This window comes from Pseudoalteromonas ulvae UL12 (assembly GCF_014925405.1).
In the GTDB taxonomy this organism is placed as follows: Bacteria; Pseudomonadota; Gammaproteobacteria; order Enterobacterales; family Alteromonadaceae; genus Pseudoalteromonas; species Pseudoalteromonas ulvae.
Genome location: NZ_AQHJ01000035.1, coordinates 509034 through 528078, shown reverse-complemented (window position 1 = coordinate 528078; position 19045 = coordinate 509034). Strand labels below are relative to the sequence as shown.

At 41.4% G+C, this 19045-nt stretch carries 15 protein-coding genes; 5 read left to right on the top strand and 10 right to left on the bottom strand.

Features of this window, described 5'->3' with window-relative positions; translation table 11 throughout:
- Window positions 1-402: 402 nt before the first annotated feature.
- From PULV_RS20415 to PULV_RS20405, 3 genes are read left to right on the top strand one after another with little or no spacing between them, the layout of a single operon-like run.
- Window positions 403-1134, top strand: a complete 732-nt coding sequence (locus PULV_RS20415) for a TetR/AcrR family transcriptional regulator (RefSeq protein WP_086742168.1) — start codon at window positions 403-405, stop codon at window positions 1132-1134.
- Window positions 1135-1148: 14 nt separating this feature from the next.
- A complete protein-coding gene (locus tag PULV_RS20410) occupies window positions 1149-2276 on the top strand; it encodes an efflux RND transporter periplasmic adaptor subunit (RefSeq protein ID WP_193332505.1) in 1128 nt (375 codons plus the stop codon).
- Complete coding sequence (locus tag PULV_RS20405; RefSeq protein ID WP_193332504.1) at window positions 2276-5380, top strand: efflux RND transporter permease subunit; 3105 nt, start codon at window positions 2276-2278, stop codon at window positions 5378-5380. Before PULV_RS20410 ends, PULV_RS20405 begins: the two co-directional genes overlap by 1 nt.
- Window positions 5381-5515: 135 nt before the next feature.
- Here PULV_RS20405 and PULV_RS20400 read toward each other — a convergent pair whose 3' ends face one another.
- The 7 genes from PULV_RS20400 to PULV_RS20370 all read right to left on the bottom strand — a co-directional run bounded on the left by PULV_RS20400 (window position 5516) and on the right by PULV_RS20370 (window position 10506).
- Complete coding sequence (locus PULV_RS20400) at window positions 5516-5698, bottom strand: hypothetical protein (RefSeq protein WP_193332503.1); 183 nt, start codon at window positions 5696-5698, stop codon at window positions 5516-5518.
- Between the two features lie 574 nt (window positions 5699-6272).
- Window positions 6273-6893, bottom strand: a complete 621-nt coding sequence (locus PULV_RS20395) for an alpha-amylase family glycosyl hydrolase (RefSeq protein WP_405127508.1) — start codon at window positions 6891-6893, stop codon at window positions 6273-6275.
- Between the two features lie 307 nt (window positions 6894-7200).
- The gene (locus tag PULV_RS20390; RefSeq protein ID WP_405127509.1) at window positions 7201-7635 is read right to left on the bottom strand and encodes a hypothetical protein; all 435 of its coding nucleotides are present in this window, start codon (window positions 7633-7635) and stop codon (window positions 7201-7203) included.
- Between the two features lie 445 nt (window positions 7636-8080).
- Complete coding sequence (locus PULV_RS20385) at window positions 8081-8701, bottom strand: alpha-amylase family glycosyl hydrolase (RefSeq protein ID WP_405127508.1); 621 nt, start codon at window positions 8699-8701, stop codon at window positions 8081-8083.
- 103 nt (window positions 8702-8804) lie between these two features.
- Window positions 8805-9038: a hypothetical protein gene (locus PULV_RS20380; RefSeq protein ID WP_405127507.1), complete on the bottom strand. Its 234-nt coding sequence runs from the start codon at window positions 9036-9038 to the stop codon at window positions 8805-8807.
- Between the two features lie 86 nt (window positions 9039-9124).
- The gene (locus PULV_RS20375; RefSeq protein ID WP_193332502.1) at window positions 9125-10135 is read right to left on the bottom strand and encodes a DUF4062 domain-containing protein; all 1011 of its coding nucleotides are present in this window, start codon (window positions 10133-10135) and stop codon (window positions 9125-9127) included.
- A 125-nt stretch (window positions 10136-10260) separates the two neighbouring features.
- Window positions 10261-10506 (bottom strand): hypothetical protein, encoded by a 246-nt coding sequence (locus PULV_RS20370; RefSeq protein ID WP_138605525.1) that lies wholly within the window; start codon window positions 10504-10506, stop codon window positions 10261-10263.
- Window positions 10507-10834: 328 nt separating this feature from the next.
- Here PULV_RS20370 and PULV_RS20365 point away from each other — a divergent pair, with 328 nt between their 5' ends.
- Window positions 10835-11785, top strand: coding sequence for an IS110-like element ISPtu2 family transposase (locus PULV_RS20365; protein WP_193331717.1), 951 nt, complete (start codon window positions 10835-10837; stop codon window positions 11783-11785).
- Window positions 11786-11951: 166 nt separating this feature from the next.
- Here PULV_RS20365 and PULV_RS20360 read toward each other — a convergent pair whose 3' ends face one another.
- Window positions 11952-12410 carry a hypothetical protein gene (locus tag PULV_RS20360; protein WP_193332501.1) on the bottom strand — a complete coding sequence of 153 codons (459 nt, stop codon included), beginning with the start codon at window positions 12408-12410 and terminating at the stop codon, window positions 11952-11954.
- A gap of 825 nt (window positions 12411-13235) precedes the next feature.
- Complete coding sequence (locus PULV_RS20355; protein WP_193332500.1) at window positions 13236-14198, bottom strand: alpha/beta fold hydrolase; 963 nt, start codon at window positions 14196-14198, stop codon at window positions 13236-13238.
- Between the two features lie 195 nt (window positions 14199-14393).
- On the opposite strand from PULV_RS20355, the gene PULV_RS20350 reads away from it, so the two are divergent.
- Window positions 14394-15380, top strand: coding sequence for a hypothetical protein (locus PULV_RS20350; protein WP_193332499.1), 987 nt, complete (start codon window positions 14394-14396; stop codon window positions 15378-15380).
- 136 nt (window positions 15381-15516) lie between these two features.
- Here PULV_RS20350 and PULV_RS20345 read toward each other — a convergent pair whose 3' ends face one another.
- The gene (locus PULV_RS20345; protein WP_193332498.1) at window positions 15517-18834 is read right to left on the bottom strand and encodes an NPCBM/NEW2 domain-containing protein; all 3318 of its coding nucleotides are present in this window, start codon (window positions 18832-18834) and stop codon (window positions 15517-15519) included.
- Window positions 18835-19045 lie beyond the last annotated feature (211 nt).

Genomic DNA, 19045 nt, shown 5'->3' with positions numbered 1-19045 from the left:
AGTACGTGATGCACATCCACATCGTGACATTAGGTGTTGCATTTCCTAATTCTGGATCCGCGTAATATAGCCTGAGCCTCTATTTTCACGGTTATATAAAAGTAACAGCGGCGCCTTTTTGGCTAGCGCTTCGTGCCGTTTATTCAGAGCTTGCTGTCGATTTTTGCATCGCGGTTATCACCCACATTCAAAAATATCCTACCGTATCAAACTGATAATCAAACTTTACTTCTATGGCAATTAAAAATACCAAGCAACTTTATTGCTCGGGTGCATCAGCTGTGTATGTTTTATCGCCATTTTTTAATGATCAATTGATTGACTTGAATGGATCTATATTTATAATAACCACATTCGAACACCATTCGAATGTGGTTATTTGGTTATGTCTTAAGGATCATCATGGCGCCAGCTCCAAAATTTAGCATGCAAGAACAAGAAGATATCATTCTTAATGCTGCTGCTAATTGCATCGAAAAAACATCATTACTCGATTTTACAATGTCGGCAGTAGCCAAAGAAGCCGCTATCTCGATGGGCTCAATCTACAAGCATGTTCAATGCAAAGAAGACATCATTTTTGCCCTCGCTATTCGTGTTTTCAAACACTACAGTATGATTTTTAAAGAAATCCTCGAGCTTCCACTCACAACACCCGAGCGGATCATGGGCATTACTTTATTGAACCCAATGAAAATGCAACTTTACCCATTTGATACTCACTTAGATGCTTTTGTGGCCAATGAGTTAGTGGTAACGAAAACCTCTCCCTTGTGGACAGAGCGAATGATTAGCGCGCATCAACATTGTGAAGAAATCTTCTATCAAACAATGAAACAGGCGGTGCAAAACAACGAGCTTATCTGTGATGATGAAAATGAAATCGAAGCAATGATTGATGAAATTAATCTTGGTGGCTGGTCATTAACCGTGGGCTATCAAAATGTCGAAAGGATCACACAAATTCGCCAAATTGCACTAGGCACAGCGCAATTACATGAACCGGTCGCTAGCGATTCTGCGATTGTGCGAATTTTTACACGCTTGATTAACTCTTACCAATGGCAAACGCCGCTCGATAAAGCGGGCATTGAAAAAACAGTGCAATTATTGATTGCTCGTAATTTACGCTAATTTAGGAAATGACTATGCATATTCGTCGATGGGCCTTGGCCCTTTTTATTACCGTTGGCACCATTGCGGGCTTGAGCTTTTTAAAATTTCAACAAGTCCAAGCAGCGATTGCATTTGGTGAATCATTCCCTGAGCCTTCAGCAACGGTACAAACTACGGTGACCAAAAAGGAGTCTTTTTCAGCTCAATATAAAGTCACAGGTCAAGCCCGTGCCTTGCAGGTTGTTGCATTACAAAATCAATTATCAGGAAATATTGTCAGTGTTAACTTCAATGCCGGTGATATTGTCGAAGCAGGCCAAGTGCTACTGTCTTTGGATACCAGTGAAGAAGAAGCGCAGCTCAATGCAGCCAAAGCCACTTTTGCTTTAGCTAAGTCAACTTTAGAGAGAAATCGACAAATGTTAATCGGTAAAAAAGTCAGCCAACAAGTGGTTGATTCTGCCTTAGCCGATTATCAAATTGCCATTGCGAACATCGATAACCTCAACAGTATTATTAATAAAAAACAGGTCATTGCACCTTTTCGGGGCCGAGTGGGCATTGACACTTTTGAAGTCGGTCAATTTTTACCGAACAACTCCCCCATCACTACGTTAATTGCTCAAAGCAATCAAATTTGGGTTGAGTTTAAACTTCCGCAGACAAAAACACGTCTTGCGATTGGCGATCAAGTATGGGTTGAGCAAATCAATCAACACAAAACGAATCCAAAAATCAGCGCTAAAGTTGTGGCGAAACAAACACAAATGGAGGCCAATTCGCGTCATCAAACTTATCGCGTTGTGCTCGACAACAGTGACGATGTGATTGCTCATAATGAATTACTGAATATTTATATCACTCAGCCTGCGCAATCGGTCATTATGGTGCCAAATTTGGCGATCACCCGTACAAGCCAAGGTGATTTTGTCTATCAATTACGTCAAGATGACACCAACACTCTCAGAGCGCATAAATTGGCGGTTGAACTTGGCCCACGTCTTGGCGACAATCAAGCCATTATATCGGGTCTTGAAAGCAACATGCTCATTGCCACTATCGGTGCATTCAAATTAAGCCAAGGGTTATTAGTGTATCCGCAAACAAGCGACACCGATGACACCCACGTCCCTCTCACACAATCGCCTGAGGGTTTGTAATGAGCGCTTTACACGAACATCAAAAATCGGTGATGGACATCTTTGTTACACGCCCGTTGCTGGCCATTGTACTCTCTTTATTGATTATGTTGGGCGGCATGTACTCTGCCTCGCATATTTCGGTTCAACAATTCCCCAAAATTGAAAGCACTTCGCTGGTTATTGATACTGTGTATACCGGTGCATCTGCGCAGGTGGTCAAAGGGTATATCACTGAACCGATTGAGCGAATTGCAGCCACTGTGCCAGGCGTGGATTATGTCGACTCAGCCACCATTGCAGGTAGCAGTAAAGTCACTGCGTGGTTGTCTCTTAATTACGATACCACTGCCGCTTTAGCGGAATTATCGGCGAAATTGAGCCAAATAAAGTTTGAGCTGCCACAAGGCGCGCAAGATCCAGCCATTTCGATAGTCAGAGCGGATCGTCAGAATGCGTTATTTTATTTAGATATTGCAGCAAAAGGGATCCCCCGTCACGAAGTGACTGATTATTTCAGCCGAAACGTTGTCCCTTATTTAAGTGATATTTCAGGTGTGCAAAAAGTCACCTTAGAAGGGGGTCGTAATCCCGCGATGCGCATTTGGATTGATCCCGATAAATTAGCGGTATTTGACCTAAATGCCAATGATGTTATGGCGGCTTTACGTGCAAACAACACTATTGCCACCCTTGGCTACAGCGAAAATGGCAGGCAGCGTGTTGATCTGATGTCAAACACTATTCTTAGCACTGTCGATGAGTTCAAACAATTGGTCGTAGCAACCCGCGACGATGTCCAAATCCACTTAGCGGATGTCGCTGAAGTTGAAGTCAGTGAAGAAGAAGGCATTGTTGATGCTCGTCTAAATCATGATCAGACCATTTTTATTGCTGTGTGGCCTTTACCTGGTTCTAATGAAATTGAAATTGGCGATGCGCTCTATGAAAAACTCGACCAGCTCAATCAGCGCCTTCCTAATGGCATGCAAGTGGGCGTCGGTTATGACGGTACTTTGTACATGCGTGACGCCATTAAAGAAATATTTACGACATTAGTCGAAACCGTTTTATTGGTCGGCATAGTAATCATCGTGATGATGGGGAGTCTCAGAACGGCATTAGTGCCATTAGTGACCATTCCAATCTCAATTTTAGGCGCAATTGGGGTGATGTCTTTGGTCGGTTTTTCATTAAACCTGTTAACTATTTTGGCCATCGTGTTATCGGTTGGTTTAGTGGTTGATGATGCAATTGTGGTTGTCGAAAATGTCGCCCGTCACATGCGTGAAGGCAAAAGTCGCTTTGAAGCGGCCCTGCTCAGCAGTCGTCAATTACTGGTGCCCGTCATCGCGATGACGCTCACTTTGGCGGCCGTGTACGCACCGATTGGATTTTTGTCGGGTTTAACTGGGTTTTTATTCCGTGAGTTTGCCTTTACACTCGCTGTAGCCGTGTTAATTTCAGGTGTGGTCGCCATCACACTTTCGCCCATTATGAGTGCATATGTCTCCCCTGTAGGTGGTCGTGAAGGAAAACTCACTCGCGCAATCAACCATGGCTTTGACCGCTTACAACAACGCTATATCAAAGCTTTGGATCGCTTGTTTACTTGGCGTGCCCAAGTCATGTTTTGTGCCATTATTTTTAGCTTACTGGTTGTGCCTTTTTACATGTTATCTCAGCAAGAGTTGGCACCTGTCGAAGACCAAAGTGGTATTAATGTCGTCGTCACGGCTCCACCTGAGGCTTCATTGGCGTATACCACCAACCACATGCACCGAGTGGTTGATGTGATGAATTCAGTCGATGGAAGTAAGTTTACTTGGCAAATCGTCTTTAAAAACGCAGGGTTTGGCGGCGTTGAATTAAAAGAATTCGACCAACGTACACAAAGCGTGCATGAGATATTACCTGAGTTATTCGGAAAATTAGGATCAGTCAGCGAATTAAATCTATTTCCTGTTTTGTCCCCTGCATTACCGACTGCCGGACAGTTTGATCTTGAAGTGGTCTTTCGAGGCAGTGATAGCTACGAGCAAATGCGTGAGTACGCCGAACAAATCATGGCGCAAGCATACCAAAGTGGCAGCTTTATGTTCGTTGATACTGATTTAAAGATTGATTTACCTCAAAGTCAGCTGATTTTCGATAAAGTCATGATGGCCGATCTGGGCTTAACCGCCGCGTCCGTCAACGACCAACTGAGTGTGTTGTTATCAAATAACTACGTCAATCAATATAATGATAACGGTAAAGCGTATCGAGTGATCCCTGTGGTAATGGGCGAAGATAGATTTAATCCAGAATTGATCCTTGATTTAGAGATCACCACAGCCAAAGGTGAAACCGTGACGTTGTCCTCTTTTGCTGAGGTACAACCAATGGTCGGCCCTCGTGTATTAGGATCATTCAATCAACAGCAATCGTTCAGAATTTATGGCGGGGTGTTACCTCATATCACCAAAGAGCAGGCTTTAGCTCAGATTGAAGCCGTTGCCCGCGAGATTTTACCAGCCAATTACTCAATTGATTATGCAGGTGAATCACGCGAAATGCGCAAAGAAGGCAATACCATGATTACGGTATTACTGATTTCACTTGTGGTGGTGTATTTTGTCTTAGCGATTCAATTTAATAGTTTTCGTGATCCCTTGGTGGTCTTACTTGGCTGTGTACCATTGGCGTTGTCTGGTGCGTTGATGTTGGCATTTTTAGGTTTGACGTCTATCAACTTGTATTCGCAAATTGGTCTTATCACCCTGATTGGTCTTATCGCTAAAAATGGCATCCTGATTGTTGAGTTTGCAAATCATATGCAGTTGACCGGAATGGAAAAACTGGCCGCAGTGAAAGCAGCCGCGAGCACTCGTTTGCGCCCAATTCTGATGACAACCGCCGCAACTGTATTGGGACACTTCCCTTTAGTGCTGGTCACGGGTGCAGGTGCTGAAGCGCGAAACAGTATCGGAATCATTTTAGTGGCAGGTATGATCATTGGCACAGTGTTTACCTTAATTGTCCTGCCGATTTTATACCACTGGCTCGCGACAGATCATCGAGCGCAACTGCAAGATGATGCACAAGCCGACAGAGTCGATAACCAATTCCAACAATCGACCTAACCATGAAAAAAGCCAAGCTGTTTTAAGCTTGGCTTTTTGCTTAGATAATATTGAGCGCTGACTAAAATCGTGAACACACACATAATTAATAAGAGTAGACCAGCATATCTGAAGCCTTAAACGTCTATATGTTTATTACTCGGATATTTTTTTACCAAACTTATCCATTTTGCAATCACATTTTGGGCAAGTCCAGCCGCCCCACATTAGTTGCTGAATATTTTTTGGTATGCGTAGAGCTGGCATTTTCTCATCACATTTTGGACAGAAAACCTTATTTAAATTAATTTCCATTTGTGAACGTTCTGTATCTGACATAATTAACTTCCTTATTTAAATTTAAACTCAAAATTTGAAAAACATATAAACGCCGCCATAAGGGGCAATAAAACAGTAAAGAGTGAGGCACTCATAATTCCTGAGCCTGCAGCTATATCTGAAAGTATAACCCTTGAACCTACAGTTTTATTTTCTGTATAAAACCCAGTATTCCCTAAGGGTAATTCTTTCTAATCTGATGCAGCAAGCAGGTGCAACTTTTAGCTGGCTAAAGTTAGGAGCGAAGCGACGGGAGCCAACTTAAAATTGTCCCGTTGACTTGGTTTGTTAGCTATTTTTCAACTTACAAGCAAATACATAGCAAATACATGACACTCATAAATATCTCACTGATTTTAATTAATATAAATAAAAATACAACAAAGGATTTCTAAGGGGAATTGGATATTTGGATGCATCACTTCACGTAGAAATGATTAGACTTTGCTAATGCAGGTAACTCACAAGGTTAATGAGGATATATCAATAAAAAGTTGGTTGTAATCGCTATTTTAGTCATGATAAAGCTAGGCCGTTGCCCATTTTATTGAAATAAAAATAGAGTTTTTAAAACTTAGCCGACTCCGCGATACCAGCTTTGCTGATGCTGATGAGCACATTGTCTGAGTGCACTCGGTTGGCCTGCGAAATTGCTATATTGCCGCCTGAAGTTATGTACAGCTTCAAGCCAGACCGCAGTTTCAATCCCCAATTCCACTAATATTTTGGGTTGAGTTTTGCAGATAGCACCGCGCTTTTTGGGGTCAAAATGTCGGCCACTCCAATCGGCAAGCTCTAAGTAATCCAGTAACTTAAAAGGAATGGTTTGGTTGTTTGCGTTACTGCCAAACGCCATAAGCTGCTTTGGTTGTGGTGTGATTTGTTCCGTGTTTTCTGACGTGGACTGTTTTTTATAATGCTGAATGCGCTCTTGAATTGACGTAAAATCGCTGCCTTGCAGGCTTTTCGCCATTTTGGCTCTGATTGGGTTTAAATCGACGTACATCATACAACTGAGTACTGCTTGCTCGTCCAATAATGCTTGTGATTTAAATCTGCCCTCCCAGAATCGGCCTGTGCAGTTGTCTTCTTTATTGGCTTCTCTGGCTATAAATTCATTTAGGTTTCGCATGTACCAACTGATGTCGTAAAGCCGATTTCGCCACACTTCGACCGTTTTATCGACGCTGTACATATACAAGCAAATACATGACACTCATAAATATCTCATTGATTTTAATTAATAAGAGCAAATACGTGACACTCATAAATATCTCATTGATTTTAATTAATATAAATAAAAATACAACAAAGGATTTCTAAGGGGAATTGGATATTTGGATGCATCACTTCACGTAGAAATGATTAGACTTTGCTAATGTTGGTAACTCACAAGGTTAATGGAGGTATATCAATAAAAAGTTGGTTGATAATCGCTATTTCAGCCATGACAAAACTAGGCCATTGCTTATTTCATTGAGATAAAAATAGAGTTTTTAAACTCAACCGACTCCGCGATACCAACTTTGCTGATGCTGATGAGCACATTGTCTGAGTGCACTCGGTTGGCCTGCGAAATTGCTATATTGCCGCCTGAAGTTTTGTACTGCTTCAAGCCACACAGCAGTTTCAATCCCCAATTCCACTAATATTTTGGGTTGAGTTTTGCAGATAGCACCGCGCTTTTTGGGGTCAAAATGTCGGCCACTCCAATCGGCAAGCTCTAAGTAATCCAGTAACTTAAAAGGAATGGTTTGGTTGTTTGCGTTACTGCCAAACGCCATAAGCTGCTTTGGTTGCAGAGTAACTTGTTCGGTTTTTTCTAACGTGGACTGCTTTTTGTAATGCTGAATGCGCTCTTGAATTGACGTAAAATCGCTGCCTTGCAGGCTTTTCGCCATTTTGGCTCTGATTGGGTTTAAATCGACGTACATCATACAACTGAGTACTGCTTGCTCGTCCAATAATGCTTGTGATTAAAATCTGCCCTCCCAGAATCGGCCTGTGCAGTTGTCTTCTTTATTGGCTTCTCTGGCTATAAATTCATTTAGGTTTCGCATGTACCAACTGATGTCGTAAAGCCGATTTCGCCACACTTCGACCGTTTTATCGACGCTGTACATATACAAGCAAATACATGACACTCATAAATATCTCATTGATTTTAATTAATATAAATAAAAATACAACAAAGGATTTCTAAGGGGAATTGGATATTTGGATGCATCACTTCACGTAGAAATGATTAGACTTTGCTAATGTTGGTAACTCACAAGGTTAATGGAGGTATATCAATAAAAAGTTGGTTGATAATCGCTATTTCAGCCATGACAAAACTAGGCCATTGCTTATTTCATTGAGATAAAAATAGAGTTTTTAAACTCAACCGACTCCGCGATACCAACTTTGCTGATGCTGATGAGCACATTGTCTGAGTGCACTCGGTTGGCCTGCGAAATTGCTATATTGCCGCCTGAAGTTATGTACAGCTTCAAGCCAGACCGCAGTTTCAATCCCCAATTCCACTAATATTTTGGGTTGAGTTTTGCAGATAGCACCGCGCTTTTTGGGGTCAAAATGTCGGCCACTCCAATCGGCAAGCTCTAAGTAATCCAGTAACTTAAAAGGAATGGTTTGGTTGTTTGCGTTACTGCCAAACGCCATAAGCTGCTTTGGTTGTGGTGTGATTTGTTCCGTGTTTTCTGACGTGGACTGTTTTTTATAATGCTGAATGCGCTCTTGAATTGACGTAAAATCGCTGCCTTGCAGGCTTTTCGCCATTTTGGCTCTGATTGGGTTTAAATCGACGTACATCATACAACTGAGTACTGCTTGCTCGTCCAATAATGCTTGTGATTTAAATCTGCCCTCCCAGAATCGGCCTGTGCAGTTGTCTTCTTTATTGGCTTCTCTGGCTATAAATTCATTTAGGTTTCGCATGTACCAACTGATGTCGTAAAGCCGATTTCGCCACACTTCGACCGTTTTATCGACGCTGTACATATACAAGCAAATACATGACACTCATAAATATCTCACTGATTTTAATTAATATAAATAAAAATACAACAAAGGATTTCTAAGGGGAATTGGATATTTGGATGCATCACTTCACGTAGAAATGATTAGACTTTGACATCACCGTATAGGCCGCAATATCAATGGCAAACACTTGCGATAGCCGCTTAAATCGCTCGACTAACCACGCACGTCGGTGTTCAAAGTTTTGACCTGAATACTTATCAAATCCCGCTAAAAAAGCCCTGCGAACACACCGACTAATGCAGTGATAATAAGGAGTGGAGTCTAAATCAATTAACGACCGTCTTGCTTGTGCCATGTGAGCCACCAAAACATGAAGTGATTAATTAAAATTAGACCCTCTATTGTGATTTTTCAATGAGATATTTATGGGTGTCATGTATTTTACCCGAGCTTGCGAGCGTCCTTAGATGATTTTTTAGGTGGTTTCCGCAATGAACTCAAGTCAAATAGTTTCCTAAGATCATTTAGATCATCTGTTGCCTTTGAATATTCTTCAAAAACTTCAACGATATCTCGAGAGTGTTTTCCTGTTTCTTCGTACTTTGATAAAGACTTCGCAAAACCAATTCCAGATTTAGCATTAACAATTTCCTCTATAATAATTTCAACAGGAAGGCCGTATTTTTTATTTAGAAAACGGCCCAAGTCACTTGTTTTAACTTGTTCTATTCGATGTAAATCATCTAATCGTTTGTGTTCTGATTTTATTATTTCACTTGATTTATCAGGAGAAACAAATTGCATAACAGATTCCAAGTAAGTCTTCAGAGTTGTATTTATTTCTTTTAATCCATCAACTTGATGAGATAGCTCAGTAAATTTCTTTTGTTCAGACATTCTCTGTAGAAGATCACGAAATAAACCTGCCCATTGTTCTCTGAGCCAACTTTCAATATCCGAAAACTTTTCAAAAGTTTTAGTTGCATTATTTCTAGGGAGAGAAAGGATTTTTTCAATAAATTTGAATATATTCACTGAATCAACATGCGCATAAGATATATTCTCATTTTTCTTATTACGTAAATATGTTTGGTATTCAGAATAAACACTACTTTCAATTAAAATATAGGTTGGTACATCACGCTTGTTAGCCTCTTCAAATTCTTTTTTTGTAACACTCTCGTATCTATCAAAGAACTCTTTATCTTTTTTTCTGTCTCCTTCACTAGTTTCAGAGCCATATCTTCCGCCAACAATTAAAACAAAAATATCGGTGCTAGAGATCTCTTTGTAACAAGATTCATCTAACGGCATATCTGGTGCGTAAGCAATATTTCCTTTTTCTGACAATACAGTTTCATACCCCAAGGATTCAATAAATATATCCATAGAGGCTCTGACATGCTTTAAATCATAATATGTTGAACTAATAAAAACCCGAGGATTTGCCAAAGTACACTCCTTTGTTGATGATCATCTAACGCCTCGTTAAGCGGCGAAAAATAGTTGGCTAAAATGTTGAACGGAGTGAAAACAACCAACTGTTTTTTGTCCGTTTGAATGCCTTGTTAGCAGTATTATGCGTCGCAAGTTACTGTTTTGCTGGTTTCAATTTCCCTACCGCTATCATCCGTTTCTTTTACGATAATAGTATAAGTTGTTAGCTTAACTTCCTTACCAACTTCATTGACATAGTTATACCTTGAACAAAAATCTGATGTTGCTTTTTCTACCTCAGAATAGTGAGATACAGGTTGAGTTGAACAACCAGTCAAAGTAAATACTAAAGAAAAACCTAATGTGCAGATTACACCTAATTTCATTACATATCCCTGTACTGCTAACGCTTTGCTAAGCGGAAAATAATGGTTGGCTAAAATCGCGAAGCGATGGCCAACTGTTATTTTTCCGTTTAAGCAACTTGTATGGATAATAAACCCATCAAATTATTCTTTTAAACCGAGTTCGGGTATTGTGAGACCCAGGCTTTAGCTGCAACTAAAGCTCTCTTTTGTGGTAGTTCGATTAAGCGATGGATCCTCTGTTGAGAGACCGATAACAAGAATGAACGCCACAAAAGACTCCAAGCATCACACTCGAATAGTCTACTGGGTCTCGAACCCGCATTATGCAAGCAAGAGTTAGCTTATTATGAAAACAAATACTAATCAAAACATTAATGTCGGTGTCGATACCGGCAAATTTCAACTCGATATTTATATTCGCCCTCTTGATATCTATTTCACCGTTAAGAACGATGAAAAAGGGATTGCAGAGGCTATTAAAAAAATCAAAATACACTCTCCAAACCGCATCATTATTGAAGCCACTGGCCGCCTTGAAATGCCCTTTATTATTGCATGTGCAAAGGCCAATTTACCCTTTGTCATTGCCAACCCAATACACATAAAACGCTTTGCTGGCGCCATTGGTCAACGCGCTAAAACCGACAAGCTAGATGCACAGTTGATTGCACATTATGGCGAAGCAATTAAACCCACACTCTCCACCCTAAAGCCTGACATCATGCAGATTATGAGTGATTTGGTTGCCAGAAGAAATCAGCTGTTAGTCATGCAAACGATGGAAAAAAACCGCCTGCAAATTTTACCAAAAGAGCTGATTTCAACCATCAAACCTATTTTAACAGCCTTTAAAAATCAGATTGAAAAAATTGAAAATAAAATTCTAAAACTCATTGAATCATGCCCTGAATATTCAGCCAAAAACACGATCCTACAAAGCATGAAAGGCATTGGTAAAATTGCCGCTGCCTCCATCATCAGTAACTTACCTGAGCTTGGCTATATGTCGAATAAAGAAGCCGGTGCATTGGTTGGCGTTGCGCCTATGAATCGCGAAAGTGGCCGCTATAAAGGGCTTCGAAAAATTCAAGGTGGGCGGCATCAAGTACGCACCGTTTTATACATGGCGATGATGTCAGCCATCCAATCAAACCCTGTTTTTAAATCAACTTATCAGCGATTAGTTGCTGCTGGGAAACCGAAAAAAGTAGCGCTTATTGCGTGTGTCAGGAAGATGATTGTGATCTTAAATTCGATGCTCAGAGACGGAGTTATGTGGGAAGCGCCAAAAGTTTAAAATTAGCTATTGACGCCATAGTCTCTTGTATATATGCAACACATTCTTGAACTTTTTCAGATTGTAACCTTTTAGAACGAGTATAAAAGTTAAGTTTCCCGCAGGAATCTATGAAATCACGAAAATTTTCCCCAATTTTTTCAAATGAAATATTATTCGTCACAACTTAACCTTTATTCACGACATCTAATATCGATGACTCTAACTTATCAAGACCATTAATATCACCTTCATAAGAAATCTCAGTAGTTTTAGTCGTTTTAGTCTCTTTATATAAAACTTTCAGCTTGATTTTCGGGGGAGCTGGGTTGCCTTTAAAAAAATCAGTAAGGTAGTTTGATACTACCCCACAAAATACGGAAATTAGCTCAGAGTTCCCTGTAACTAAAGCTGATGATAGTAAAATGGCTGGACCAAACCACTCTCCCGAGCGTTGCTCAACTAACATTTGAGGCTCAGAGAATAACTCTATATCTAAGTCATTACGGGCATACTTCCAAAAAGAAAGTGCTGTTGATGAATATTTATTTCTGTCTTCATTATTAAAGCTTACAGGCATCATTGTGAAAGACCCCTTATCAAATTCAGATCCTTCTAATTCTATTTCAGAGATTGCAATACTCAATTAAATGCTCCTATAGCCCTAACGCTTCAATAATACGTGCAGCAAGTTTGGCAGTTTCTTTGCGTTGTTTGCAAAAGAAAATGAAAAACTTGCGGAGTCGTATTTCATTGACTTGTTCTGTGGCAGCCAGACTTTAGTCGTTTTGGCTGCGTAGATTGGAAAACTCGAAGGAAAATGGCACTTGAGCGAGACTTCATATCCTAAAGCTTAGCACTAATGTCTGTTTGTAAACCCCGCTGGTTTCAACAGCATTAGTGCTAAGCTTTAGGGATTGAAATAAAGTATAGTCCCGTCAAGTTTCTTTGTTAGATTTTATAGCACTTAAAACAAGCCATTTTATACTGATTAAATATACAGTAAAAAATCCTGTGTACGCTATAATATCTAGGGTTTCCAATTCCATCAGAACAATTTAATATCGAGCGATTGGGTCGTTTTTCTGCCATGAACCGTCTCGAGTTTCTACTTCAGGAATTTTTATCACATTGGATAACATATTGCTACAAAAAGCTTTCTACCTCTAAGGCTAAAATTGCTTTGGGGTGAAAACGACCCAATCGCTCGTTTTCTTGACTATACGAGAAACTCACTAACACTGTATATACATGCACACATGGAAAAACACCTAAAAGCCGAAAGTATCTTATTGATTTTAAGCAATTTGTATTGTAAAAAATACAAATCGTATCAAAATTACTGATAGATTTAATAACTTCTGTCTAGGAATCATTGATTGTACAAATCACAAACAAACTCTGTCACGACATAACACCACTGCTGCAAAACATATCGGCATCAAAACTTCAGTTGAAACCTTTAAAGTGACTAACAGTCGCTTTCTTTTTTCCCTTTCGATAACGCAATAAATGGCTGTGCTGTGTTAAAAGGCTGCTCTAGCATAGGTAAGTGGCCGACATTGTTGAGTATATCGATATGAGCATCTGGCAACACTTGTTTCAACCCTAGTGCGCCAGACACATCTAAAATACGGTCTTTATTGCCCCAGGTAATTAAGACTGCGCCTTGGTAGTTGTGTAACGCTTTTTCGAGTGATAACGCTGAATATGTACCATCATGATTGATTGGATGTATTTGGTTAAAAATTTTTGTATTCAGCTCAATTCTTTGTTCAGCCATGGTCGCGAGATACGCGATCACGATGGTGGGTACAAAGGGTCTTTTGACGAATAAGTTGGCGAACAATGCACTAAACTCAGATCCATTGCGAGGTAATATGATGGGATGCTGCCCTGCGTTTATCGCTTTAAACATCTCACTTTCATCTGAGTTTTCAACGCCCAAAGGGCTAATTAGCCATAAATTTTTAATTTGATTAGGGTACATTGCAGCAAAATGCCCTGCGAGGTAGCCACCCATTGAGCTCCCCGCAAGGTGGAACTCTGTCAGTTCGAGTGCATCAACTATCTTTTTGAGTCGACTAATTTGGCTCTTTACATCGTAATCTTGTGTTATCTCACTGCTACTGTTGCCAAAGCCCGGTAAATCAATGGCTATCACGTCAAAATGGTCGCCTAAATAACCCGCAATTCTATTCCAATGATCTTTGTCACCTCCAAAGCCATGTAACAGCAATAATGGCTCGCCCGAGCCACCTCGCAGATACTCAATTTCAAAGTCATCGATGGTTAAACGATCGACATAAAGGCGAGCAATACTTCTCTCAATGCTGATTAAAAACTTAAACAAGGTGGCTGTAGGCGTGATGATATACATCACCAAACACACCACAATGATCAAACTAATAACAATGAGTAATAGGTTCAGCATACGCTTCCTTATTGATGATGATTATTGCTGTGAGGTAAGCATGCCAAGGCATTGCTCTGTTGACAAAGCGAGCTTGAAAATACACCAAGTTTGTTCGCTTGTTTTTGTTTTAGCTAGTTTCCCCGAAATAAAAACACTTCTAGAATTCAGTCTGCCTTGTTATTATAAAAATACCATTATATTACAGGATGTTGTATGTTTTTATCGATTAAACATTATCCCGAAATAGCACGCCATGTTAACAGTGAGCGAATGCTGAGGATCACGCGCAAGCATTTACAAAAGCCTAAGAGTTTTTGGTTGATTGATACCAGTGTATTTTTGCTGCTAATTTATACCTGCTTTTTCATTGAATTAAGCCAAAGTTTATCATTTTTAACTCGCTTAGCGGCACTGGTTATTAGCTTTGTGGTGGTTAAACAATTCATAAAGCTGTGGTCAATCAATACATGGCAGCGGCAACAGTTTTTGGCTGTATTAGCCTCGCTCACTAAACAAGCGAATCAATCAGAGATAGCTTACCAACAAGCCAATTTCAATCAGCTGTGGCGAGATAGTCAAGTGAACAAACGCTATCGCGTGCGTTTAGATATGCCCGTTACCCAGCCTTTACTTGAGTTTGGGTTTATTGGTTTAACCGCAAGCGATGAAAAAGCCATGATCCGCTGGTTTGATAAAAACGAAAACGGTATTCCTACAGAACGAGAAATCATTATTCAAATTCTCAACGAAGCGATTGTGCCCGCACATTTTAGTGCCGGTTTGGCTGTAAGGTTAACGCTCAGTGAGAGACCCATCACAGCTAAAATCACTGAAGTACTCAATGATCCAAATAAATCTGAGCCTGAATATTCACTAGAGTCAGCTGTACCATTTGAAGAACAAGCGGTGCAACTCCCCTATGGGCAACTGATGCATATTGTCCGCTTTGCTTGTGCTCCAGAAGTCTTGCCAATGGTCGCGAACATTAAAGCGATGCAGCACAGTGATGTTTATCAAGCGGAGCTTGTCCATTGTTTTGAGCCACAACTGGTGGCACTCAAAATTGCGATTAAACCAGCACAACGGCAACTGTTATGTGGTGACCAACTTCGACTCACATTTGGTGATACTGTTTTATCTCAGCTTGAAATTGTGTCAATTTGTGCACCTTTTATTAAGCCCAGATATGCAGAGTACTAAAGCGCTCTCAAAGACTGCGTATCTTCAATAGTCACTTCGATAGTTGTTATGATTGCGACACACGTTCACGTTACTGTGTTACAAAAAGCCCTTTTTCATCATTGAACAAGGGCTTTTTTTGAGTGAAATACCGGGTTTAGTGGCCGACTTTATCGCCTTCAAACCCAATTACTTGCGCATTGGCCCAGTTGGCACAAGCAACTTGTTGTGTGGCGCCTTGGCTGTACGTGCGCAGGCTCAGCTGTTTGACACCACGAATATCAAGCTCGGGTTTTACCACCGCTGGCGGGGTGATTTCGCCGCTATCAAATAACAGTTTGTTATCTGCATAAACCTGAAAATTCACTTTTGCTCCTGCTTCGCAGCTGTCATCAATGCCCACATCGGCTCTAAACGTCTGCCAATGACCCGACAGGGCATAATCTATTTGGCTGTGGCCATCAACACCGAGCCCTTTGTTAAAACCAAGCCCGTTCATTTTCATGGCATTGCTTTTAGTTGGATGCCAAGCTTTGTCTTTTTGCACGCCTTTTTTACTTCCGGTGGTTGCGTTATTCCATGCAGCCGCCGATAAATACACGCGCTGTTTGCCACGCTTTGGCTGTGGTTGCTCAAGTAATTTAAATTCACCGATTGCAATGGGAGTCACTTGCATTGGAATAAACGCATTAAACGCTTCACCGGTGGGTTTATCGTCTTTATTTGCCGTAACAAAGGTGCCTTGATCGTGGGTGCTGACAATTCTAAAGCGTAGTAAGCTGCCAGGCTTGGCATCAAAGGTGACTTTTTGGCTTTCTTGTAATCGGGCTAAACTGCCTGTTGCAATTGGCTCGCCCCATTGGCCGTTGACATCACTTAGATACACTTCGTAGTCTTTAACTTGTGAGTATTTCCAGTGTTTGTCATTACGTGGTGCAATCTCAAAGCCTTCAACCATACGGCGCTCGCCCATGGCTAACACAAATTCATGCGGCCCTGTTTTTAAACTTTGGTCGCGGATGGTTCTAAACCAAGTATCTGGGTTGTTATCAAAGGCATTTGATATTGGGTGACCCGGCTCTTCAAGGGGGCGATTTAAAATCAGTAAACTATCGGCCGAAATCGCGTTGCCGTAATCGGGCATCGCTGGATAAGCCGGTGTTGCAGCAAGTGTTAACCCATCGTTCACACGAAGTGTCACGTTATACTGCTGATTAACCGCCACTTTTTTTGTCTTAACATGCACCACTCCAAATTGGGTCTGTGCATCGTAAAACCAGACATTTTGACCTTGTTCAAAGGCCGTTTGCGTGGAAACCTGTGTTAGGGGCTTGCCGTCTAATTCGACGCTGTCTGGCAAAACACGGGTATGCAGTTGTAACTGATAGACCCGCTCAGTCTCCATACCTTGATATTGCCCTTGAACAGCGCCAATGTTGACCGTGATATCACCCGCTTTATTTTGAGGTGCAACCACCTTAATCAGCTGTTTACTAAACGCCCCTTGTTGATACTGGCGGGTATGACCATCATCTTCATAAATTTCGAACGATGACTGACCAAATGGGTAGATATCGAGTGTTAAGGTATCTTTTGCTACTTGCCCATCATATAAAGCTTCTGGATACATAGGCAAAATAGCGCCCGCTTTGACTAACAGCGGCAGTTTATCCAGCGTGACTGGGTAATCAATTTCTCGACCTTCTTTGGGAGCTTCTGTGACTGTGCCATCCCAATAGTCAATCCACTGCCCTTTTGGTAAATAGATGTCTTCACGCCAGCCATTGCTGCCCGCTTGCGAACGAAACACTGGTGCAACCAATAAGCTTTCGCCTAAGAAAAACTGATTTTTATATTGCTCGGTAAATGCATATTGATCATTGGGGTGATCCCACATTAAACCACGTACAATGGGCGCTGCGGTTTGTTCAGCTTGATGCGCTAAGGTGTACATATACGGGGTTAAGCGCATTTTTAGCTTGAGGTATTTGCGGTTAATTGAGCGATATGGCTCGTCAAACCACCACGGATGTTTACGCGCCGCTTTTGACCAGCCCGACATCCCCATTAATACCGGCGTAAAGGCTTTCCATTGTAAGTCACGCATGTAGGTTTCTGGACTGCCGCCAAAAATACCGTCAACATCACCTGTTGCATACACTTGCCCCGATAAGCCCGAGCCAATTAAAGTCGAAACATGCCAACGAATATAATCCCAACTGCCAGATTGATCGCCAGTCCATGTTACTGCATAGCGCTGAATGCCCGCCCAGCCCATCACTGTCCACAAAAATGGTCGTGAGTCTGAGTTATCTAAAATCCCTTGCGCTGCACTTTGATTCGCGTCAAGTGCAAACTGATAGCCTGCACCTGTCCATGCGACATCAAGCTTTTGCGCACGGCTACCCGCCTCGCCCACCTCCCACGCAATTTTATCCACGCCATCTTCGGTCCACAGGCCGGTTTTAAAGCCGAGTTCACTCAGTCCTTCAATCACTTCGGGTAAATTGGTGTACCCACAGCCGTAACCATCGTTGGGTAAAATCCAGCCGCCAGGCATGTCGTGTTCGCGGTACTTTTTGGCAACTGATTCAATCACATCTGGGGTCGTACCGGTTGGACCATCACTCCAGCCATCAGGTACTGTGCCTGGTTTTTTAATATTATCGCCATCGTTATAACAATCAGCATCGCCGTATTCAAAGGCCCAGCGCGGAATGAGCGGCGCTTTACCCGATACATCTGTGTATGCATCTAACACCTCAGCAATTGAGTCGCCAACAAAATAATAGGCATCAAAGCGGTTTTCTTTATGCTCAGCAGTGAGGTAATCATCGGAACGAAAATCATACTGGCCATTGCTCCATGTATTGCGCAGTACACCATAGCCTTCGCTGCTCATATAAAACGGTGCAGGGCTCGGCCTGTCGCCTTCTTCCCATCCTCCTGAGTAAGAAATATCAAGAATTTCACCTTTAAACTCAAAGGCGCCATTTTGCTGGCCGCCACCCATGAAATACTCGTTTTTATGGGTCGTCAGGGTTTGATAACTTGATTTTTCGGTCAGTTCTATTGGTTTTACTTCTTGCCAGATTGGGGTGGCGTTATCTGGACGGTATAACTCAAAACGCAGCGGCTGTTGATAAACACGCAACGACAGTGTGTTAGTTGTCACTAAGGTATAGTCTGTTTGCTCAGTGACATTCATTTCAACCTGAGCAAAATCAGTTTGAGAAATAATACTCGCCGCTTTATTTTCAGCCTCACTTAACGTGCTGCTTCCCGCCCAAATACGAAAAATATCATCCCTCAAAAATGAAACTCGTACCTTTTCATTATCTTGTGTGACGATATCAAGTTGGTTCGCTTGCTCGGTTAATGTGTGAATTGCACCCAAAGGCTTAGCTAATGAATCAGGGCTGATGACAATGCTCGACAGTGCTAAAGCCATGGCTGTTGCTGGAAAGTGTTTCATGTAAGGCCTAATCAGCTTAAAATGCTGCTTTATTTTTAATTATATTGACGACATAAACACAGCTTTAGGCTCATCAAAGCACTGACTATGCAGTCATTTATTTGGAACGAACTAATACTGCACAGAGTTTCAATCTGAGTCAAAAGATTGCGATTAATAAGTAGGTGATCAGACCATTGTGCTAAAGTCATTAGCATGACTTTGAACTTCT